The sequence below is a fragment of the Nocardiopsis camelliae genome (genome assembly GCF_028993595.1).
GTDB classification, from domain to species: Bacteria; Actinomycetota; Actinomycetes; order Streptosporangiales; family Streptosporangiaceae; genus Nocardiopsis; species Nocardiopsis dassonvillei.
Window position 1 is genome coordinate 2,776,707 of sequence record NZ_CP118614.1, and the last position, 21,547, is coordinate 2,798,253.

The 21,547-nt window shown below is 72.1% G+C and carries 18 protein-coding genes; 15 read left to right on the plus strand and 3 right to left on the minus strand.

Annotation, left to right across the window (positions count from 1 at the left end):
- Positions 1–10: 10 nt before the first annotated feature.
- Positions 11–532: a nitroreductase family deazaflavin-dependent oxidoreductase gene (locus tag PV789_RS12110; RefSeq protein WP_274977504.1), complete on the minus strand. Its 522-nt coding sequence runs from the start codon at positions 530–532 to the stop codon at positions 11–13.
- A gap of 110 nt (positions 533–642) precedes the next feature.
- Between PV789_RS12110 and PV789_RS12115 the strand changes: the two genes are divergently transcribed.
- Complete coding sequence (locus PV789_RS12115; protein WP_274977505.1) at positions 643–1,917, plus strand: hypothetical protein; 1,275 nt, start codon at positions 643–645, stop codon at positions 1,915–1,917.
- Between the two features lie 157 nt (positions 1,918–2,074).
- A complete protein-coding gene (locus tag PV789_RS12120) occupies positions 2,075–2,485 on the plus strand; it encodes an ABATE domain-containing protein (protein ID WP_212640309.1) in 411 nt (136 codons plus the stop codon).
- A 148-nt stretch (positions 2,486–2,633) separates the two neighbouring features.
- Here PV789_RS12120 and PV789_RS12125 read toward each other — a convergent pair whose 3' ends face one another.
- Complete coding sequence (locus PV789_RS12125; protein WP_248770001.1) at positions 2,634–3,473, minus strand: PAC2 family protein; 840 nt, start codon at positions 3,471–3,473, stop codon at positions 2,634–2,636.
- 280 nt (positions 3,474–3,753) lie between these two features.
- On the opposite strand from PV789_RS12125, the gene metH reads away from it, so the two are divergent.
- From metH to PV789_RS12160, 7 genes are all read left to right on the plus strand, one after another.
- Positions 3,754–7,224 (plus strand): methionine synthase, encoded by a 3,471-nt coding sequence (gene metH, locus PV789_RS12130; protein ID WP_274977506.1) that lies wholly within the window; start codon positions 3,754–3,756, stop codon positions 7,222–7,224.
- 323 nt (positions 7,225–7,547) lie between these two features.
- Positions 7,548–8,261, plus strand: coding sequence for an HAD family hydrolase (locus tag PV789_RS12135; protein ID WP_274977507.1), 714 nt, complete (start codon positions 7,548–7,550; stop codon positions 8,259–8,261).
- Between the two features lie 233 nt (positions 8,262–8,494).
- The gene (locus PV789_RS12140; protein WP_274977508.1) at positions 8,495–9,013 is read left to right on the plus strand and encodes a cellulose synthase; all 519 of its coding nucleotides are present in this window, start codon (positions 8,495–8,497) and stop codon (positions 9,011–9,013) included.
- A gap of 639 nt (positions 9,014–9,652) precedes the next feature.
- Positions 9,653–10,723, plus strand: coding sequence for an ABC transporter permease (locus tag PV789_RS12145; RefSeq protein WP_274977509.1), 1,071 nt, complete (start codon positions 9,653–9,655; stop codon positions 10,721–10,723).
- A gap of 102 nt (positions 10,724–10,825) precedes the next feature.
- A complete protein-coding gene (locus PV789_RS12150) occupies positions 10,826–12,574 on the plus strand; it encodes an ABC transporter substrate-binding protein (protein WP_274977510.1) in 1,749 nt (582 codons plus the stop codon).
- 88 nt (positions 12,575–12,662) lie between these two features.
- Complete coding sequence (locus tag PV789_RS12155; RefSeq protein WP_274977511.1) at positions 12,663–13,676, plus strand: ABC transporter permease; 1,014 nt, start codon at positions 12,663–12,665, stop codon at positions 13,674–13,676.
- A gap of 45 nt (positions 13,677–13,721) precedes the next feature.
- Positions 13,722–15,503: an ABC transporter ATP-binding protein gene (locus PV789_RS12160; protein WP_274977512.1), complete on the plus strand. Its 1,782-nt coding sequence runs from the start codon at positions 13,722–13,724 to the stop codon at positions 15,501–15,503.
- 167 nt (positions 15,504–15,670) lie between these two features.
- Here the strand turns inward: PV789_RS12160 and PV789_RS12165 are convergent, their stop codons facing one another.
- Positions 15,671–16,303: a TetR/AcrR family transcriptional regulator gene (locus PV789_RS12165; protein WP_274977513.1), complete on the minus strand. Its 633-nt coding sequence runs from the start codon at positions 16,301–16,303 to the stop codon at positions 15,671–15,673.
- 125 nt (positions 16,304–16,428) lie between these two features.
- Here PV789_RS12165 and PV789_RS12170 point away from each other — a divergent pair, with 125 nt between their 5' ends.
- The 6 genes from PV789_RS12170 to PV789_RS12195 all read left to right on the plus strand — a co-directional run bounded on the left by PV789_RS12170 (position 16,429) and on the right by PV789_RS12195 (position 21,537).
- A complete protein-coding gene (locus tag PV789_RS12170) occupies positions 16,429–17,151 on the plus strand; it encodes a YqeB family protein (RefSeq protein WP_274977514.1) in 723 nt (240 codons plus the stop codon).
- A gap of 107 nt (positions 17,152–17,258) precedes the next feature.
- Entirely contained in the window at positions 17,259–17,423 is a 165-nt protein-coding gene (gene rpmG, locus PV789_RS12175; RefSeq protein ID WP_013152592.1) for a 50S ribosomal protein L33, read from the plus strand.
- A gap of 160 nt (positions 17,424–17,583) precedes the next feature.
- Entirely contained in the window at positions 17,584–17,832 is a 249-nt protein-coding gene (locus tag PV789_RS12180; RefSeq protein ID WP_047870211.1) for a type B 50S ribosomal protein L31, read from the plus strand.
- 66 nt (positions 17,833–17,898) lie between these two features.
- The gene (gene rpmF, locus PV789_RS12185; protein ID WP_274977515.1) at positions 17,899–18,069 is read left to right on the plus strand and encodes a 50S ribosomal protein L32; all 171 of its coding nucleotides are present in this window, start codon (positions 17,899–17,901) and stop codon (positions 18,067–18,069) included.
- A 203-nt stretch (positions 18,070–18,272) separates the two neighbouring features.
- Positions 18,273–18,938, plus strand: a complete 666-nt coding sequence (locus PV789_RS12190; RefSeq protein WP_274977516.1) for a TetR/AcrR family transcriptional regulator — start codon at positions 18,273–18,275, stop codon at positions 18,936–18,938.
- A 184-nt stretch (positions 18,939–19,122) separates the two neighbouring features.
- Complete coding sequence (locus tag PV789_RS12195; protein WP_274978124.1) at positions 19,123–21,537, plus strand: flippase-like domain-containing protein; 2,415 nt, start codon at positions 19,123–19,125, stop codon at positions 21,535–21,537.
- Positions 21,538–21,547 lie beyond the last annotated feature (10 nt).

Sequence of the window (21,547 nt, forward strand, 5' to 3'; positions counted from 1 at the left end):
GTCCGCTGCCCTAGGGAGCGGAGGGATCGGGGTGGCGCTCACCGGCGGCCCCCGCGGGGGACAACCGGACGACCGGGATGTCGTTCCCGATGTCCGCGCCCCTCCGCTCGAACCACTCCTCGCTGTCGTCCACCTCGTACCCCAGCGCGCGCAGCAGCGCCACGGCTGCGGCGGGGTGCTGCTCGGCGTAGTTCACCAGCGCCTCACCGGACTCCTGCGGCGACAGGACGGTGGCGGTGCCCCGGTGGCGCCGGTTGCCCAGCTGGAACAGCACCCGCGGCTCGCGCTCGACGTTGCGGAACCACTGCGACCGCCTTCCGTACCCGGAGGCCACCAGCACGGTCCCCGCGGCGTCGTCGCCGCCGATGACCTCCAGCACCGCCTGGCGGGCCTCTCCCGTGGCCCGCCCCCTGTGGGTGAGCAGTACGAACCGGCGGCCCATCAGGCCGCCCAACCCGGTGCGGTAGATCCAGATGGGGGCGCGGAACAGCGCCCGGCGCAGGGGTGTGGTGGGCGGCTCGGCGAACGACATGGTGTGGCCTTCCTGGGGGGCGGCGGGGGCCCGAGTATAGCCAGACCGTTCCCAGGGCTCCCCGGCGGCACACCCGCGGACCGTCGGTGGGCGCTGCCACAATCCGGGACATGCAGACAGGACCGGACGTACTCCACAGCACCGACTGGACCCGTACCTTCCACGCCCACGGCTCCGGCGCCGACGCCCCCGGGCACCTCGCGGACCTGCTCACCGGCGACGCGCGTGAGCGCGGGCGCGCGCTGGACCACCTCCGCAGTGCGCTCCTGCACCAGGGCACGGTCTACCCGGCCACCGTCCCCGCCGCCCTGTTCGTCGCCGGGATCCTGGACCGCACCGAACTCGACGGCCCGGCCCGGGACCCGCTCCCCGAGGCGTCGGGCGAGTACCGGGGCTCCCCGCGCCGCGTCCTGCTGGGCTTCCTGGCCGCCGCGGCCGAGGGCGCGCTGTACCAGACGCCCTCCGGCCCCGTGGCCGAACCGCCAGCCGGGGCCGCGCTGGACCGGGTGTACTCCGCGCTGGCCTCCGACGACGAGGAGGAGGCGGTCGGGGTGTGGGAGACCCCCGCCGTGGACGCGCTCATGCGGAGGGTGGGTCCGGACATGCGCGCCGCCGCGCCCGTGCTGTACGCGGCGGTCGAACCCCACCTGACCGCCCCCGACGCGCACACGCGCATGTGCGCGGTGGAGGCCGCCGCGGCCCTGGCCCGGCTCGGCGGGCTGGAGCCGGACCTGTCCGGGGCCGCCGACATGGCCGAGACCCGCGACGAGGGCGCGGTCATCGTCCTGGCCCTGGGCGCCTGCGGCGCCGACACCACCGAGTTCCTCACCCACGCCGACCCGGCCATCCGCGCCTGCGCCGCGCTGGCGCCCGGCCAGCGCGCCAACCCCGCGGCCGCCGCCGAGCTGGCCGCCGCGCTCGCGGACCCGGAGGCCGCCGACGCCTGGTTCACCAGGCGTCCCGCCCACTTCTCCGGCCACGTGCGTTTCGCCCTGGTCCGCGAACTCGCCGAGCGCTCCACCGCCGAGGACGCCGCGCGCCTGCTCCCGGTGCTGCGCGCGCTGGCCCCGCTGGCCTCGCCCCTCACCGCGGCGTCCGACGCCGGACCGCTGCTGGACCTGGCCTTCCGGGCGGCCGACCCGGGCCGCGGCGCGACCACCGACGCGCACGGGGACGGCGGCACGACCGCTCACGAGGGAGCCCAAGCGGGTCGCGCCGCGCCGCGCGTCCCCGCCGGACTGACCGCCGTCCAGCGCGACTACCTGCGGGTCCTGGCCGACCACGACGGCTTCTGGGACGGCCGGTTCGCCAACTTCCCGGTCGTGCTCGCCCGGCTGGGGCTGCCCCGCGAGCGCCACGGGCTCCGCGCGCTGCTCGCGGCCTGAACCGGTCGGGCGCGGAGCCCCGCGGTGAGCGGACCGGGAAGTGCCGTTTCCGTTTCGTCCGCACATGTCGTGTTATGCACGTTCGCGGTGACCACCTGTGGCCACGGGCTCGCGGAAACGCCGGTATCCGGGGCCCGGCCGTGGTGGGATAGCCCCCATGACGACCCCCACGCGGCACAGCGCGGCCGCCGAACTCATCGCGGACTTCGTCTCCACCGGTGCCGGGCTCGCCGACCGGGCCGACCTCGCGCGGTTCCTGCGCGAGCACCGCCTGGCCACCGAGGGAGCCATCCCCATCACCCTCGCCGACCTCGACGAGGCCATCGCCCTGCGCGACGGCATCCGGGCGGTCCTGGAACGGCGGGCCGAACCCGACCACGAGGCCATCGCCCGGGGCCAGAAGGTCCTGGACGGCCTCCGCGTCACCGTGCGCCTCCAGGCCTCACGCGAGGCCCCCGTGCCGCTGGCCCCCGCGGTCGTGGACGAGGTCCGCCGCGGGCTGGCCCGCATCGCCGGGGCCTGGGCCGTGGTGCTGTCCACGGGGGAGTGGCGCCACATGCGGGTCTGAGGGGACCGCTTCACACGCCAGAACCCGGCCCCGGGCCGCGTGGGTCGGCCCGCGGCACGGGAGACCCCCGTTCCGCCTCGCACCGGCCGGGGCCTCGGACGCGGCGTCCGGCGCGGGCCCGGGGCGCGCCCGGGGCCGCCGCGGGGCCTCAGCCCTCGTCGTGGCGGCGCAGGTAGCGCTCGAACTCCCGGGCGATCGCGTCGCCGGAGGCCTCCGGCAGGTCGGCGGTGTCCTTGGCCTCCTCCAGGCCGCGCACGTAGGCCGCGATGTCCTCGTCCTCGGCGGTGAGCTCGTTGACGTTGGACTCCCACGCCACCGCGTCCTCGGGCAGGTCGCCCAGCGGCACCCGCGCGCCCAGGAAGTCCTCCACCCACGCCAGCAGCGCCAGGGAGGCCTTCGGGCACGGCGGCTGGGCGACGTAGTGGGGGATGGCCGCCCACAGCGACGCGGTCTCGATCCCCACCGCGCTGAACGCCTCGTGCACCACGCCCACGATCCCGGTCGGGCCCGAGTAGGTGGTCGCCTCCAGCCCCAGCCCCGCGCCCAGCTCCACGGGCGAGGCCATCCCGGTCACCGGGATCGGCCGCGTGTGCGGGGCGTCCGCCAGCAGCGAACCCAGCATCACCATCCGGGTGACGCCCAGCTCCCGCGCCACGGCCAGCAGGTCGGCGGCGTAGGAGCGCCACCGCATGTTCGGCTCGGGACCCGTCACCAGCACCACGTCGCGCTCCGACCCCGGCGGCGTCGCCACGCGGACCCGGGTCGTGGGCCACTCGACCTCACCGACCACACCGTCCACGATCGACATGCGCGGCCGGGTCACCTGGAAGTCGTAGTAGTCGTCCGGTGCCAGCGCGCACAGCTCGTAGGCGTCCCACTCCCTCGACAGGTGCTCCACGGCCAGGCTGGCCGCCTCACCGGCGTCGTTCCATCCCTCGAACGCCGCCACCATCACGGGATCAACAAGCTCCCGGACGAGCTTGGTCATGTGGCTCCTCCCTGCACGCGGACGAAGTCCACCCTACGGCGTGCCGACCCGCCCGGGGAACCGTTCGGGGCGCTCGGCCGAGGGGCTCGGGCCGCCGCACCGCGGGATGCCCGTCTCATCTAGTGGAACAGGCGATGGGATAACCTCACAGACAGCGACTGACAAGGACACCGCCGTCCCCGGACGACCGACCCGCCCCGCACCGCGGGTCCGCCCAGTGCCACGCGTCACGGGGACACCGACTGGGCCGCCGCGGTGCTCCGACGTAGAGTTGCCAGATATGAGAGCCAGCCCCACCTTCCGCGAAACCCTGTCCCGCCGTGTGGTCGTGGCGGACGGAGCGATGGGCACCATGCTCCAGGCGCACGATCTCGACCTCGACCAGTTCGAGGGGCACGAGGGATGCAACGACATCCTCAACCTCACCCGTCCCGACATCGTCCGCGACACCCATGCCGCCTTTCTTGCCGTGGGTTCGGACGCCATCGAGACGAACACGTTCTCGGCCAACCTCGGCGGGCTCGCCGAGTACGGCATCGAGGACCGCACCTACGAGATCGCCCAAGCCGGAGCGCAGGTGGCCCGCGAGGCCGCCGACGCCTACTCCACCCCCGACCAGCCCCGCTACGTCCTCGGGTCCGTGGGCCCGGGAAACCGGCTGCCCACCCTGGGCCACGCGCCCTACGCCCAACTGCGCGACTACTACGAGCAGTGCGCGCGCGGCCTGATCGACGGCGGATCCGACGCCATCCTCATCGAGACCTGCCAGGACCTGCTCCAGGTCAAGGCCGCCGTGGTGGCCGCCCAGCGCGCCCGCCGCGCCGCGGGCAGGGACGTGCCGATCATCGCCCAGGTCAGCATCGAGACCAACGGCACCATGCTGCTCGGCTCCGAGATCGGCGCCGCGCTGACCTCCCTGGAGCCGCTGGGCGTCGACGTCATCGGCCTCAACTGCTCCACCGGCCCCGCCGAGATGAGCGAGCACCTGCGCTACCTGTCGCACCACTCGCCCATCCCCGTCTCCTGCATGCCCAACGCGGGCCTGCCCCAGCTCGGCCCCAACGGCGCGGTCTACAACCTCTCGCCCGCCGAGCTGGCCGACGCCCACGACTCCTTCACCTACGAGTTCGGCCTGAGCCTGGCCGGCGGCTGCTGCGGCACCACCCCCGAGCACCTGCGCCACGTGGTGGAGCGCGTCCAGGGGCGCGGCATCAAGAACCGCAAGCCCCTGGTGGAGGCGTCCTCCTCCTCGCTGTACCAGAGCGTGCCCTTCCGCCAGGACGCCAGCTACCTGGCCGTGGGCGAGCGCACCAACGCCAACGGCTCCAAGAAGTTCCGCGAGGCCATGCTGGAGGGCCGCTGGGACGACTGCGTGGAGATCGCGCGCGACCAGATCCGCGACGGCGCCCACCTGCTCGACCTCAACATCGACTACGTGGGCCGCGACGGGGTCAGCGACATGCGCGAGCTGGCCTCGCGCCTGGCCACCTCCTCCACGCTGCCGATCATGCTCGACTCCACCGAGCCGCCGGTCCTGGAGGCGGGCCTGGAGGCCCTCGGCGGCAGGAGCGTGGTCAACTCCGTCAACTACGAGGACGGCGACGGCCCCGACTCCCGCTTCACCCGCATCATGGGGCTGGTCAAGGAGCACGGCGCCGCCGTCGTGGGCCTGTGCATCGACGAGGAGGGCCAGGCCCGCACCGCCGAGTGGAAGGTGCGCGTCGCCACCCGCCTCATCGAGCAGATCACCGGCGAGTGGGGGCTGAACACCGGTGACATCGTCATCGACTGCCTCACCTTCCCCATCACCACCGGGCAGGAGGAGACCCGCCGGGACGGCCTGGAGACGATCAACGCCATCCGCGAGCTCAAGCGGCTCTACCCGGACGTGCAGACCACCCTGGGCCTGTCCAACCTGTCCTTCGGCCTCAACCCGGCCGCCCGCATCGTGCTGAACTCGGTGTTCCTGCACGAGGCGGTCCAGGCGGGGCTGGACTCGGCGATCGTGCACGCCTCCAAGATCGTGCCGATCAACCAGATCCCCGAGGACCAGCGCGAGGTCGCCCTCGACATGGTCTACGACCGGCGCGAGGGAGACTACGACCCCCTCTCGCGGTTCATGGAGATGTTCGAGGGCGTGGACGCCAAGTCCATGAAGGCCTCCCGCGCCGAGGAGCTGGCCGCCCTGCCGCTGTGGGAGCGCCTGGAGCGGCGCATCATCGACGGCGAGATGGCCGGGATCGAGGCCGACCTCGACGAGGCGCTGGAGTCCAAGCCCGCCCTGGCCATCGTCAACGACACCCTGCTCTCGGGCATGAAGACCGTCGGCGAGCTGTTCGGCTCCGGCCAGATGCAGCTTCCCTTCGTCCTCAAGTCCGCCGAGGTCATGAAGGGCGCCGTCGCCTACCTCGAACCCCACATGGAGAAGAGCGACGACGACGGCAAGGGCCGCATCGTCCTGGCCACCGTCAAGGGCGACGTCCACGACATCGGCAAGAACCTCGTGGACATCATCCTGTCCAACAACGGCTACGACGTGGTCAACATCGGCATCAAGCAGCCGGTGTCGGCGATCCTGGAGGCCGCAGAGGAGCAGCGCGCCGACGTGATCGGCATGTCCGGCCTGCTGGTCAAGTCCACGGTCATCATGAAGGAGAACCTGGAGGAGATGAACTCCAGGGGCCTGTCCGAGCGCTTCCCGGTCCTGCTGGGCGGCGCCGCGCTCACCCGCTCCTACGTGGAGCAGGACCTGGCCGAGGTCTTCGACGGCCACGTGCGCTACGCCAAGGACGCCTTCGAGGGCCTGCGCCTGATGGACGCGTTCATGGCGGTCAAGCGCGGTGAGGAGGGCGCCGAGCTGCCCGCCCTGCGCCAGCGCCGGGTCAAGACGGGGGCCAAGCTCAAGGTGACCGAGCCCGAGGAGGTGCCCGCCCGCAGCGACGTCTCGACCACCAACCCGGTGCCCAAGCCGCCCTTCCTGGGCGACCGGATCAGCAAGGGCATCCCGCTGGCCGACTACGCGGCCTTCCTCGACGAGCGGGCCACCTTCATGGGCCAGTGGGGGCTCAAGGCCGCCCGCGGCGGCGAGGGCCCCAGCTACGAGGAGCTGGTGGAGACCGAGGGGCGGCCCCGGATGCGGATGTGGCTGGACCGCATCCAGACCGACGGCCTGCTGGAGGCGGCCGTGGTGCACGGCCACTTCCCCTGCTACAGCGAGGGCGACGACCTGGTGGTGCTGGACGAGGAGGGCGCCGAGCGCACCCGCTTCACCTTCCCGCGCCAGCGCCGGGACCGCCACCTGTGCCTGGCCGACTTCTTCCGGCCCAAGGAGTCGGGGGAACTGGACGTGGTGTCCTTCCAGGTGGTGACCGTGGGCCCGGCGATCAGCCGCGCCACCGCCGAGCTGTTCGCCAAGAACGCCTACCGCGACTACCTGGAGCTGCACGGGCTGTCGGTGCAGCTGACCGAGGCCCTGGCCGAGTACTGGCACACCCGGGTGCGCGCGGAGCTGGGCTTCGCCGGTGAGGACCCGGCCGAGCTGGACGCGTTCTTCAAGCTCGGCTACCGGGGGGCCCGCTTCTCCCTGGGCTACGGGGCCTGCCCCGACCTGGAGGACCGCGCCAAGATCATGCGCCTGCTGGAGCCCGAGCGGGTGGGCGTGACCCTGTCGGAGGAGTTCCAGCTGGTGCCCGAGCAGGCGACCGACGCGATCGTGGTCCACCACCCGGAGGCGACCTACTTCAACGTCTGACCGGCTCGTCCGGTGCGGACCGCCCGGGGCGCGGCCCCGTCCCCCGACCGGGGGACGGGGCCGCGCGCGTGTGCGGGAGGCGCGCGGTGCCCCGCCCCCGGGCCGCGCGTGCGCGGGCCGGAGTGTGGGGCAGCTCTCCACCCGCCGGCGTCCGAGTGTTCGTAGTGTGGAAAGGACGCCGACAGGTCCTCTTCACGGCGCGGGCGCCCAGCGTCCCGCACGATGATGACGCACAACCCGGGTGTCCCGTGGGCCAGCGGGCAACCCATGACACACGAGGGGAGAGCGTGGTGCCGCCCGGTCCGGAAGGCGCCACCGAACGTATGAGCGAGCAGAGCACGCTGAGTCCCGAAGCCTCCGACACCCAGACCCCCCAGGCCCGACGCCTCCAGGCCGTACTCCTGGACATGGACGGCACCCTCATCGAGAGCGAGCACCTGTGGGGTGAGGCCGAGGCCGACCTGGTCGCCGAACTGGGCGGTGTGTGGACCGAGGAGGACCACCAGCGCAACGTCGGCAACGCCGCCGAGCCCGTGGGCCGCTACATCATCGACCTGACCGGCGCGCACCACCTCACCCCGCGCGAGGTCGCCGACCGCCTGTACGCGAGGTTCCGCGCCAGGCTCGCCGGAGGCGCCGACCTGCGCCCGGGCGCCAAGGAGCTGGTCACCCTGCTCTCGGAGTCCGGGGTCCCGGTGGTCCTGGTGACCTCCACCGAGAGGACGCTGGTGCAGGCGGCGATCGGCGGGATCGGCCTGGACAACTTCGACGACTCGGTGGCCGGGGACGAGGTCGAGGCGAACAAGCCCCACCCCGACCCGTACCTGAGGGCCGCCCGGCGGCTCGGCGTGGACCCCGCGCGCTGCGTGGCCTTCGAGGACTCGGTGGTCGGCGTGACCTCGGCGGCCGACGCCGGATGCGTCACGGTCGCGGTGCCCAACCACGTGCACATCCCGCCGCGCGAGGGCGTGGTGTTCCGCGACAGCCTGGTGGGCGTGGACCTGGACTGGCTGGAGTCCCTGGTCGCCGACCGCTGAACCCGGGTCCGCCGGTTTCCCCGCTCCCATCTGCCCCGACGCTCCCTTCCGTGCCCCGGCCGCCCGTCCGGGGTACGGGGGTAGCGTTGGCGGACAGGAACCCCGACTCCGGGGCCTGACCCAGGGCGTGTTCGGCGTACACACACCCTGCTGCGCGACGGGCGGCATCCACCGGACACGCCCTAGGGGATCGACCGGATGTGCGCTCCGGCGCCGGATGGGAGACTGGACCCATGCCTGAGAACTTGACGTGGATGACCGGTCTGGTCCTGGGAGGCGGACTCACCCTCGCGGGACTGGTGATCTCCTTCTTCGTGTGGCGCGCCAAGGGCGCCGCCTCGGGTCTGCGGGGCGTGGCGTGGTCGCTGCTGCCGCTGGCCGCCGGTCTGATCGGGCTGATGAACGCCGTCTGGCAGTTCGCCATGAACATCTTCGGCATCCTGGTCGGCCTGCTGTTCAACCCGGCGGTGTGGGCCGGTGTGGCCCTGGCGGCTCTGGCGGTGGTGCTCTACGTCGTCTCGGGCGTCATGCGCGCCCGTGACGTGGGCACCCGCCCCGGCAGGGCCAAGGAGCCGAAGGCCACTGGCGGGGCGGGCGGCGGGGCCAAGCCCGGCGCCGCCGCGCCCGGTGCGGCCACCGCGGCCCCGGGCGCCAAGGGGAAGGTGGGCCCGGCCCCCAAGGCCGGGGGCGCCGACGACCTCTCTGACCTGGGCGACATCGAGGAACTGCTGCGCAAGCGCGGCATCGAGTGACCGACGCGGGCACGGCCCGCACATCCCCGTGACGACGGTTCCGCAGGCGCGGGGCCGTCGTTCTCGCGTACGCCGTGACCGTCACCGTACGTGTTCGTGACGGGGTCCCGGTACGCCCGTGACCGTCGCTCTTCGCTTCCACGCGGACACGCTGAGACGTATAGCACTTGCCATAGCGTGCCACTTCGGGGGTCGAACCGGTGCATATTCGGACGTATCGTGGGCGCGGCGGTGGAGGACGTCGCCGCAGCTCGCGACCGGTCATCGGATGAATGCGAACTCTGTAGCCTTTTGTTGTTATATAGGCCTTTTAACGTTGTTTGTCACGATTTAGATACATGATCGGATATTGGACGTTGTGCGTTCAGATCGCGAGTAAGTTGGTCGCTGTGTAACAGCCCGGGCGCAACGGTCCCGGTGTGTCCAAATCCTCAGGTGATGTGGCGCACCCTGCGGGCCGGGTCTGCGGAGGCGGGTCATCCGCCCTCCCCGCCGACACGCAAGCCCACGCCAGCCAGCGTCGAGAACCGGCCGGCCCCACCGTGCGCGAACCGCAGGTCACCCCTCCTTGCGGTCGCGCGCGTGGGTTCTGTCCCGTTCCCCTCGGCCAGAAGCGTATGAGTGGAGAGTGGTGGCCTGATGAGCGCGCCCTCGCATGCCCCCGATTCGGCGGAGCAGGCGGAGCAGAACGACGCCGTGAACGTCGCTGCGCAGGCCCACGAGGTCCGCGGAGACTCCGACAACCGGTCCCTGCGCCAGATCGCCTGGCAGCGGCTGCGCAAGGACAAGGTCGCGATGGTCTCCGGCGTGGTCGTGGTCCTGCTCATCCTCGCCGCGATCTTCGCGCCCCTCCTGGCCAAGTGGTTCGGGCACCCGCCCACCCAGTTCCACCAGGACCTGATCGAGCCCAACACCGGGTTCCCGCTGAGGGATCCGTCCCTTCCGCCCCCCACCGACGGCAGCATCCCCAGCGCCAACCTCGACCCGTGGGGCGGGATCAGCTCCGACCACCTGCTGGGCGTGGAGCCCAAGACCGGCCGCGACCTGTTCAGCCGCATCGTCTACGGCGCCCAGATCTCCCTGCTGGTGGCCTTCCTGTCCACGCTCCTGTGCGTGTTCATCGGCACCGTCCTCGGCATCATCGCCGGGTACAAGGGCGGCTGGGTCGACACCCTCATCAGCCGGGCCATGGACGTCTTCCTGGCCTTCCCGCTGATGCTCTTCGCCATCGCGCTCGTGGGCGTCATCCCCGACGGCGTCCTGGGCCTGAGCGGCAACGGCCTGCGCATCGGCGTCATCGTCTTCATCATCGGCTTCTTCAACTGGCCCTACATCGCCCGCATCGTCCGGGGGCAGACGCTCTCGCTGCGCGAGCGGGAGTTCGTGGAGGCCGCCAGGAGCCTGGGCGCCAGCAACCGGCACATCCTCTTCAAGGAGATCCTGCCCAACCTGGTCACGCCGATCATCGTCTACTCGACCCTGCTCATCCCCACGAACATCCTGTTCGAGGCGGCCCTGAGCTTCCTGGGCGTCGGCATCAACCCGCCCACGCCGAGCTGGGGCAAGATGCTCTCCGACGCGGTGCCGCTGTACGAGAACGCGCCCTACTTCGTCATCTTCCCGGGTCTGGCCATCTTCATCACCGTCCTGGCGTTCAACCTGTTCGGCGACGGGCTGCGCGACGCCTTCGACCCCAAGACCTCCGACTGACCCACGGTCGGTGGAGGCTGACCCGCCCGGCCTCCGCAAGGCAGGGATCCGACGACAGGTTGATCCCATCATCACCATCAGGTTCGCATGAGAGGCAGTTCCTTGAGGAAACGCACCCTCGGCTTCGTCGCGCTCGGCGCGGCGGCGTCCATCCTCCTTTCGGCTTGCGGCGGCGGTGGCTCCGCCGGCGGTGGCTCCGCGTCCGACGCCGAGTTCAACCAGGGGGCGACCGAGGTCGTCAACCCGTCCGACCAGACCGGCGGCACCCTGCGCTACGCCATCGCCACGGACTTCGACTCCACCGACCCGGGCGACACCTACTACGGGTTCAGCTGGAACTTCACCCGCTACTACGCCCGTACGCTGCTGGCCTTCACCCCGGCGCCGGCCGAGGAGTCCACCGAGCTGACCACGGACATGGCCGCGGGCATGCCCGAGCCCAACGAGGACTTCACCGAGTGGACCGTCAAGATCCAGGAGGGCCTCAAGTACGAGGACGGCTCCGAGATCACGGCGCAGGACATCAAGTACGCCATCGCGCGCTCGAACTACAACGGCGGTGAGCTGCCCAACGGTCCGCGCTACTTCGAGGCGCACCTGGACCAGGAGCCCTTCAACGTCTACGAGGTCGACAACCCGCTGGAGACCTTCACCGCGGTCGAGACCCCGGACGACCACACCCTGGTCTTCCACCTCAAGGACTCCTTCTCGGAGTTCCCCTACGTGCTGACCCAGCCGCAGACCGCCCCGGTGCCCATGGAGGCCGACCGCGGCGCGCTGTACAAGGAGAAGGTCCTCTCCTCGGGCCCGTACAAGTTCGAGGGCAACTACGAGCCCGGCGTCCAGCTCAACCTGGTCCGCAACGAGAACTGGGACGCCGAGACCGACCCGATCCGCCCGGCCCTGCCGGACGAGGTCACCGTCCAGATCGGTGTCGACCAGGACGAGATCGACCAGCGCCTGGTCAACGGCGACCTCGACGTCGACTTGGCCGGCGTCGGCGTCGGCCCGGCGATGAAGGGCACGCTGCTCACCGACGAGGACGTCCAGGCCAACCTGGACAACCCGTACTCCGGCGCGCTGCGCTACGTCAACATCCACACCCCGGTCATCGAGGACGTGGCCTGCCGCCAGGCGATCATGTACGCGGCCGACCGGGACAGCCTGCACCGCGCCTGGGGCGGCGCGACCGGCGGCGACATCGCCACCAACGTGCTCCCGCCGACCATCCCGGGCTCGAACCCGGAGTCGGACCTGTACCCCTCCGAGGACAACAAGGGCGACCTTGAGTCGGCCGAGGCCAAGCTGGAGGAGTGCGGCGAGGCCGAGGGCTTCAGCACCACCATCGCGGTCCGCGACGGCCGTCCCAACGACATCGCCACCGCGGAGTCCCTCCAGGAGTCCCTCAAGCGCGTGGGCATCCAGGTCGACATCCAGACCTTCCCGGCCGAGGACTTCTTCGCCCAGTACGCGGGCTCGCAGGACTACGTCCGTGAGAACAACATCGGTATGAGCGTCTCCGGCTGGAGCCCCGACTGGGCCACCGGCTACGGCTTCGCCTCCAAGATCACCGACGGCGACGCCATCCAGGCCACGGGCAACTACAACACCTCCGAGCTCGACGACCCGGAGATCAACGGCCTGTGGGACGAGGCGCTGGCCACCGAGGACCCGGAGGAGCGCGCTGCCATCTACGAGCAGATCGACACCCTGGTCATGGAGCAGGCGGCCATCCTGCCGGTCGTCTTCGACCGCGCGCTGTACTACCGCTCGGACGAGCTGACCAACGTCTACCACACGTCCGCGTACGCGATGTACGACTTCATGGCCCTGGGCGTGGACCGGGGTTAGCGCTCCGACCGGCCTGAACTAGTACGAGAAGGCAGGTGATGGCGGCGGGGGTGCCACGGCCCCGTGGGTACCCCCGCCGCCGACCGCGATGCTGAACTATATTCTCCGCCGCCTCGGTGCGGGACTGCTGCTGCTCGCCGTCGTCACGGCGGTGACCTTCTGGATCTTCTACGTCCTGCCCCGCTGGGCGGGCGTGACCCCGCGCGGTATGGCCGCGTTGTACGTGGGCAAGGCCCCCACGCCCGAGGCGCTCGACGCCACGGTGGCGCGCCTGGGCCTGGACCAGCCCATCGCCGTGCAGTTCCTGGACTTCGTCAAGGGCCTGGTCCTCGGCTCCGAGTACACCTTCGGCCGGGAGACGATCGAGTGCGCGGCGCCCTGCCTGGGCTACTCCTTCACCACCAACAGCCCCGTGCTGCCCCAGCTGCTCGACCGCCTGCCGGTCACCGCCTCGCTGGCCCTGGGCGCGGCCGTCATCTGGATCATCGGCGGCGTGGCCGTCGGCGTCCTGTCCGCGGTCAAGAAGGGCAGCATCTTCGACCGCATCGCCATGAGCACCGCCCTGGTGGGCGTGTCCATGCCGATCTACTTCACCGGTCTGCTCGCCCTGGCGTTCCTCGTGCACCAGTGGGAGCTGTTCCCGGTCTCGCGCTACGTCCCCCTCACCGAGGACCCGGTCGGCTGGTTCCAGGTGATGTTCCTGCCCTGGGTCACCCTGGCCTTCCTGCACGCGGCGCAGTACGCGCGCCAGACGCGCGCGGGCATGCTGGAGGTCCTGGGCGAGGACTACATCCGCACCGCCCGCGCCAAGGGGCTGAGCGAGCGCCGCGTGATCTTCAAGCACGCGCTGCGCCCGACGCTGACCCCCATCGTGACCATCTTCGGCCTGGACGTCGGTCTGGTCCTGGGCGGCGCCATCCTCACGGAGAAGGTCTTCTCCCTGAACGGCATCGGCGCCTACGCCATCGACGCGATCATCGGCAAGGACCTGCCCGTGGTGCTCGGCGTGACCCTGATGGGCGCTGTCTTCATCGTCGTCTGCAACCTGATCGTCGACCTGCTCTACCCGGTCGTCGACCCGCGCGTGCGCATCGCCGCCTGACGGCCGACAGCGTTGAACAGAGCAGCTCTAACGAAGGAAAGTGACATGGCCTCGACCGACCCCGTCGTCCGCGTGGACGACCTGCGGGTGACGTTCCCGACCATGGACGGCGACGTTCACGCGGTGAAAGGGCTGTCCTTCGAGGTGCCCGCGGGCGGTGCCCTGGGCATTGTGGGCGAGTCGGGCTCGGGCAAGAGCGTGACCTCGCTGGCCCTCATGGGCCTGCACCGGGGCAGCAAGGCGAAGATCACCGGCTCCATCGAGGTCGCGGGCCAGGACGTGGTCAGCGCCTCGGACAAGAAGCTGCGGCGGATGCGCGGCAACGACATCGCCATGGTCTTCCAGGACCCGATGCAGTCGCTGCACCCGCAGTACACGATCGGCAACCAGCTGATCGAGGCCTACCGCATCCACCGGCCCAAGGCCAGCAAGGCCGAGGCGCACGCCCGCGCGGTGGAGTCGCTGGACCGGGTGGGCATCCCCCAGCCCGACAAGCGGATCAACTCCTACCCGCACGAGTTCTCCGGCGGCATGCGCCAGCGCGTGGTCATCGCCATGGGGCTGATGTGCGAGCCCAAGGTGCTGCTGGCCGACGAGCCCACCACCGCCCTGGACGTGACGGTGCAGGCCCAGGTCCTGGACCTGCTGGACGAGCTGCGCCGCGACCTGGGCATGGGCCTGATCCTGGTCTCGCACGACCTGGCGGTGGTGGCGGGTTCGGTGGACGAGGTCGTGGTCATGCGCCGCGGCGTCGCGGTCGAGCGCGGCGACGTGCGCAAGGTCCTCTCCGAGCCCGAGCACCCCTACACCCAGGGGCTCCTGGCCGCCGTGCCGCGCGTGGAGGTCTCCCGCGCCCAGCGGCGCGCCCAGGACCGGGCCGACCGCGTCGAGCGCGACAAGCGCGAGGGCAGGGTCACCGAGCCGGGCCAGTTCGCGGCCTTCACCCCCTCCGCCGGCGGCGAGGGCTCCTCCGAGGAGACCCCGCTCCTGCGGGTGGAGGACGTGGCGCAGCGGTTCAAGGTGCGCGGCGGCACCTGGGGCAAGGCCACGGACTTCTGGGCGGTCAAGGGGGTCTCCTTCGACCTGCACCGCGGTGAGACCCTGGGCATCGTGGGCGAGTCGGGGTCGGGCAAGTCGACGCTGTCGCGGATGGTGATGCGTCTGCTGGAGCCCACGCGGGGCCGGGTGGAGTTCGAGGGCCGCGACATCACCCACATGCCCGAGCGGGCGCTGCGTCCGCTGCGCCGGGACGTGCAGATGGTGTTCCAGAACCCCTATTCCTCGCTCAACCCGCGGGTGACCGTGGGGGACGCGATCGGGACCGCGTTGCGGGTGCAGGGGGAGAGGGACACCAAGAAGGTGCGCCGTCAGGTGCAGGAGCTGTTGGAGCGGGTGGGGTTGGAGCCCAACCACTACAACCGGTTCCCGCACGCGTTCTCGGGTGGTCAGCGTCAGCGGATCGCGATCGCGCGGGCGCTGATCCTCAAGCCGAAGCTGATCATCTGTGATGAGCCGGTGTCGGCGTTGGACGTGTCCACGCAGGACCAGGTGTTGCGGTTGTTGTCGGAGTTGCAGGACGACTTCGGGTTGACCTACATCTTCGTGGCCCACGATCTGGCGGTGGTGCGTCAGGTGAGCGACCGGGTCGCGGTGATGCGTGCGGGTGAGGTGGTGGAGATGGGGGACAGCGACGCGGTGTACGAGAACCCCGCCAGCGACTACACCCGCCAGCTGCTGACGGCCGCTCCGGTCCTGGACCCCGACGAGGCCCGCCGCCTGCGCGCCGGGCGCGTGGAGAAGCGCGCCGAGGGCAAGGCCGTCGCCTGACGGCCCCGAGGGACCCTGTGGGTCTGACGGATCGGTAGCCGACCGGCAGAACCACCCAGCGCCGGTGCCGCCGCGGAACCCCGCGGCGGCACCGGCGTTTCGCGTGCGAAGGGGCCACCCCTCCGACGTGATCTTGCGACACACCGGTAACGGTTCCGGCCGGTCCGCTAGGCCGAGGGCACGCGTTCGGTCGCCGCCGCGGCGAACATGAGGGCCAGCTCCCGGGCGTACTCCTCGTGCTCCTCGACCGGTCTGCGCCGCAGTCGGCCCGGGACCGCGTTCAGGGCCGCGAAGAGGGTGTCGGTGAACACCTCCGGGTCGAAGGCGCGGAACTCCCCGTGGCTCTGCCCCTCGGTGAGGAAGCCGACCAGTTCGGCGCGTCCGGAGTCCTGGCTCCGGGCGATCCACTCGCGGACGGAGGCGGGCACGTCCGCGCCGCCGATCTCCTGGCGCACCGCCATCTCCCGGGGGTGGCGGGAGCAGTGCATGACGTGGCCGGTGACGATGCGCGTCAGGGCGTCCTCGAACCCCGCGAGCGGCTCGGGACCGCCCTCCATCGCCCGGTCCAGACGGGCGTTGACGTACTCCAGCACCTGCCGGAGCAGCCGCTCCTTCGTCCTGAAGTGGTACGTGATCAGGCCGGGGCTGACCGAGGCACGCGCGGCGATGCGCACGAAGGACGCCCGGGCGTACCCCTCCTCGGCGATGGTCTCGACCGCCGCCCGCACGATCTGTCCGCGGCGCGCCTCCTCGATGAAGGAGCGCCGGGCCTCCCCGTCCCCACTGTCGACTGGTTGCATGTACAGAATCCTATATGCTCAACTAGGAAGGAGTTGACCACCACGGAGGACGCGTCGGAGAGCGGGTCGGGGGCGATGCCGCCACCACTTCGGCCGCGGCCGCCGAGAGGGAGAGGACTTCCCCCATGACCGACACCCGCCGACCGCCGTCCGTGGTTCGCGAGCACGGGGCCACCCACGTGCTGCTGTGGACCCTCTTCCCCCTGCTCGGTGCCGGGCTCGGCTGGGTGCTGTCTCAGATTCCGGGCTGGCTCGCCCTCCTGCCGGAGTGGGTCCACCAGCTGCCGCTGGTCCCGGGCCAGGAGCAGGTCGCCCTTCTGGCGCGCCTTGACGGGCCGGTCCTCACGACCGTCCTGGTGGTCCTCGGTGTCCTCGCCGGCGGCTTCGTCGCGCTCGCCTCCTACGACGACATGGTCACCGTCGAGGCGGACGGGGGCGGGGTGCGCGTCATCCGGTCCGGCCGGAACACGGAGTTCGCCCGCGAGCGGGTGGGGGCGGTCTTCGTCGACGGCCGGGACCTGGTCCTGCTGGGCGCGGACACCGCCGAGCTCGCCCGCGAGCGCACCGGCCACGGCGCCGACCGGCTTCGCGACGCGTTCGAGGAGCAGGGCTACCCCTGGCGCGACGGCGACCCGTACGCGGACCGGTTCCGGCGCTGGGTCGACGGGATGCCGGGCCTGGAACAGCACGCCCAGGCGGTTCTGCGGGCCCGCCGGGAGGCGCTGAGGTCGAAGGACGCCGACGACAGCACCGAGTTGCGCGCCGAACTCGCCGCTCTCGGCGTGGTCGTGCGGGACGAGGGTGACCGCCAGTACTGGCGTCCGGTCCGCGGCGGTTCCGGCGGCTGAGCGCCCTCGGGCGGGGGTCGTCCACAGGGGAGAGATGACCTGGCCGGATCGGGAATGAAAACGGTTATCATTGACTTGTAACGCGTGGGAACCCTGAGGAGGCATCCATGGCACGCAACGAGATCCGGCCGATCATCAAGCTCAAGTCCACCGCGGGGACGGGCTTCACCTACGTCACCCGCAAGAACAGGCGCAACACGCCCGACCGGCTCACCCTGAAGAAGTACGACCCGCGGGTGCGCCGCCACGTCGAGTTTCGCGAGGAGCGCTGAGCCGGGCTGCGCCCCGGCCGCCCGTTCCCGCGAGGCCGATGCCCCGGCGAACCGGCGCCCCGACCGGCGGCGGTGCCGCCGATCCCGACGGGCGCAGTCCCGTCGCGCGCCGCCGAGCAGGCTGACCGCCGCACCCAACGACCACCCCAAGGGGGCACACATGAAGCAGGGAATCCACCCCGACTACCACCCGGTCGTCTTCCGCGACCGCGCGGCCGACTTCTCCTTCCTCACCAGGTCCACCGCCACCAGCGACAAGACCATCGAGTGGAGCGACGGCCGCACCTACCCGCTGATCGACGTCGAGATCTCCAGCGCCAGCCACCCCTTCTACACGGGCAACGCCCGCGTGGTGGACACGGCGGGCCGCGTGGAGCGCTTCCAGCGCCGCTACCAGCGCAGGGGCTGACCGACACGAACGCGAGGCGGGGCCCGGCGCCCCGCCCCCGACCACCCGAGAAGAAGGCAGAGGCCCATGGCCGTACCCAAGCGCAGGATGTCGCGGTCCAACACCCGCACACGCCGTTCCCAGTGGAAGGCCGCCACCCCCGACCTGGTGCGCGTCCACATCCGCGGCCGCGAGCACCTCGTGCCGCGCAACCTCGTCCGCGCCTACGAGCGCGGGCTGCTCGCGCCGCCCGAGTAGAGGCCCGGCACGGCCCGCCGGGCCCCGTGCGCCCGGTCCGGCCGCGACACCGGGTCCAGGCACCGCTGACGCTGCCGCGTGTCCGCCCGCGCCGCCGCGCGCCGGGGCCCTCTCCCACCCGGCGCGCGGCGGCGTGGGCACCGCCACCGAGCTTCTCTGCCGGGCAGCCGGGCGGGTCGGCCGAGCGCCGTAGGGTGGTGGGCATGCCAGCCCGAACGCCTCCCACCGCGCCCGGCGGCGACGCCCCGGGGCTGCGCGCCGACGCCCTGCACAACCGCCACCGCATCGTCGAGGCCGCCCGCGCGGCCTTCGCCGAACGCGGGATCGACGTGCCGATGTCGGCCGTCGCCCGCCGCGCCGGAGTGGGGGTCGCCACCCTCTACCGCCGCTTCCCCACCCGCGAGTCCCTGGTCGCCGAGGTGTTCGCCGACCAGTTGACGGCCTGCACCTCCCTGGTGGACGACGGCCTCGCCGACCCCGACCCCTGGCGGGGCTTCTGCTCGGTGGTCGAGCGGGTGTGCGCGATGCAGGCCGCCGACCGCGGCTTCACCGGCGCGTTCCTCGCCGCCTTCCCCGGGGCGACCCCCTTCGAGGAGAAGCGCGACCGCGCCGAACGCGGCATCACCGAACTCATCCGCAGGGCCAAGGCGGCCGGGCGGCTGCGCCCCGACTTCGCGGTCGCGGACCTCACGCTGCTGTTCCTGGCCAACTGCGGGGCCGCCTCCGGGCCGCCCGAGGCGGCCGCCGCCTCCTCGCGGCGCCTGGTGGCCTACCTCCTCCAGTCCTTCGAGAACACGGAACGGCGCCGACCCCTGCCCACCGCCCCCGAGATCGGACTGGGCCAGATCCCCGACCTGTTCACGGGCTGAGCGCGGACGGTCCCGCGAAACGCACCGCCCCTGGTCCGCGGCCCCCGCGGAGTCGGGCAGTCTTGGGAGTGTGACAACGCGAACCGACGAGATCCCCCCGCCGGACCCACGGACGCCGCGAGCCCCGCGCAGGCCCGTCGACCTCCTCACGGGAGCGCTCGGCCTGATCGCGGTGGCGGCGATCATGATCGCCGTCCGCATGGCCACCGACGGTGTGGAGGGGGCCGACCCCGACCGGCTCCGCGCGCTGCTGCCCTCCGGCCTGCTCCTGCTCGTCGCCGCGGGCGCCAACCTCCTGCTGATCGTCCTCGTCAGCTACGTCGTCCTGCGCACGCTGTTCACCGGACGGCGGCGCTCCCTGGTCCGGCCGGTCGCCGCCGGGATCGCCGCCTACACGCTCGCCTCGCTGATCAACGCCACCCTCTTCGCGCTGATCGGTCCGGAGCGGTTCCCCGACGCCCTCGCCCCCGACGACGTGTTCACCAGCGCCACCCTCGGCTACGTGGCCGCCGTCCTGGCCTTCATCCGCACCATGCCCACCGGTCTGCCGCGGGTCCGCTCGGTCCTGTGGGCGGGCAACACCGCCGTCGCGGTCTGCGCCCTGCTGGCCGGGGTGACCAGCTTCCTCGCCCTCCTCCTGACCGTCCTGGTCGGCCTCACCTGCGCCGCCCTGGTCCGGTACGCGCTGGGGGAGAGGCCGCCGCCGCAGACCGACAACGGCCTGGACGCCGAGCTGCGCCGGTTCGGGCTGGCCGCCACCGGCGTCTCCCGCGCGGAGGACGACGAGGAGGGCAACCCGCGCCACCTGGCCGAACTCGACGACGGCCGCCGGGTGGAGCTGGTCGTGCTCAGCTCCGAGAACACCGCCGGGTTCTGGCGGCGCCTGCGCGACCTGCTGTTCCTGCGCGGCCCCGTGGCCCCCCGGATGCTCTACGGCGTCCGCCGCCGCGCCGAGCACGCCGCGCTGATGAGCTTCTCCGCCCGGCAGGCGGGGGCCGCCGTCCCCCGCGTCCTGGCCGTCGGCGAACTCGGTCCCGGCACCGTCCTGCTGGTCCGCGAGCTGCCCGCCTTCCGCGCGCTGGACGCACTCGGCGATGAGGAGCTCACCGACGGGCTGACCGACATGTGCTGGCGCGAACTGGGGCTGCTGCACCGGCACCGGCTCGTCCACGGCAACGTCAACGGCGCCACCGTCGGTGTCCTGGATCAATCCTGCGACCCTGCCAGCGCCTCCGCCCCGGCCAGTACTCCCACCCCGGCAGGCGCCTCCGTCCCCGAGGACACCTCGGAACCGGCAGACACCGCCATCCCGGCAGACGCCTCCGAAACCGCGGCCCCGCCGGTCCCGGCGGACCCCCGTGAGCCGGCGGTCCTGCTCACCGGCCTGGACCGCGGCGGTGTGGCCGCCCCCCAGCTCCAGGCCTCCCTGGACCAGGCCGCCATGCTCACCCTGCTGGCCATGCGGGTGGGGACCGGGCGCGCCGTGGACTCGGCGGTGCGCGCGCTGGGCGTGACCGCCACGGCCGCGGTCCTGCCCTTCCTGCAACCCGCCGGGCTGCCCTACGCGCTGCGCAGGGGGCTGCGCGGGGACCGCGGGCTGCTGGCGCGGTTGCGCGAGCGCGTGGCGAGCATCGCCCCGGAGGCGCCCTCCGAACCCGCCCGCCTGGAGCGCATGCGTCCGCGCACTGTGGTCAGCGTCATCGTCGCCACCGTCGTCGGCCTGGTGCTGCTGTACCAGCTCACCGGCGTGGACTTCACCGCCATCGGCCGGGCCGACCCGGTGTGGACGCTGGCCGCGCTCGCCGCGTCGGTGGTGTGCACGCTCTCCGCCGCGATGATCCTCATCGGCTTCGTGCCCGTGCCGCTGCCGTGGTGGCGCACCGTCATGGTCCAGTACGCGGGGTCGTTCGTGCGCATCGCCGCCCCCGCCGGGTTGGGGTCGCTCGCGATCAACACCCGGTTCGTCACCAGGGAGGGCGTCTCCACCTCCCTGGCCCTGTCCGCGGTGGGACTGACCCAGCTGGTCGGGTTCCTGGTGCACGTGCCGCTGCTGCTGGTGTGCGCCTACCTCACCGGCACCTCGTACTGGACCGGGTTCACGCCCTCGCCGACCGTCGTCGTGATCAGCGTCGCCGGGACGGCCGTGGTGGGGGTGGTCCTGCTGCTGCCCCGGCTGCGACACGCCCTCGGCGCCCGGATCCGGCCCTACCTGCGCGGGGTGCTGCCGCGGCTGCTGGACATGCTCCAGAGCCCGTCCAGCCTGCTGCTGGGCTTCGGCGGAACGCTGCTGATCACCGCGGCGTTCGTGCTGTGCCTGCAGTTCTCGGTCCTGGCCTTCGCCGACCCGGGCGCCCGGGTGAGCCTGGTGGCGGTCGCGGTGGTGTTCCTGGCGGGCAACGCGATCGGCTCGGCCGCGCCCACGCCCGGAGGCCTGGGCGCGGTGGAGGCGGCCCTGATCGGCGGTCTGACCACGGTGGCGGGCGTCCCCGCCGCCGTCGCGCTGCCCGCCGTGCTGCTGTTCCGCGTGCTGACCTTCTGGCTGCCGGTCCTGCCGGGCTGGGGGGCCTTCTCCTACCTCCAGCGCCGCGAGGCCATCTGAGCGGGCCCGC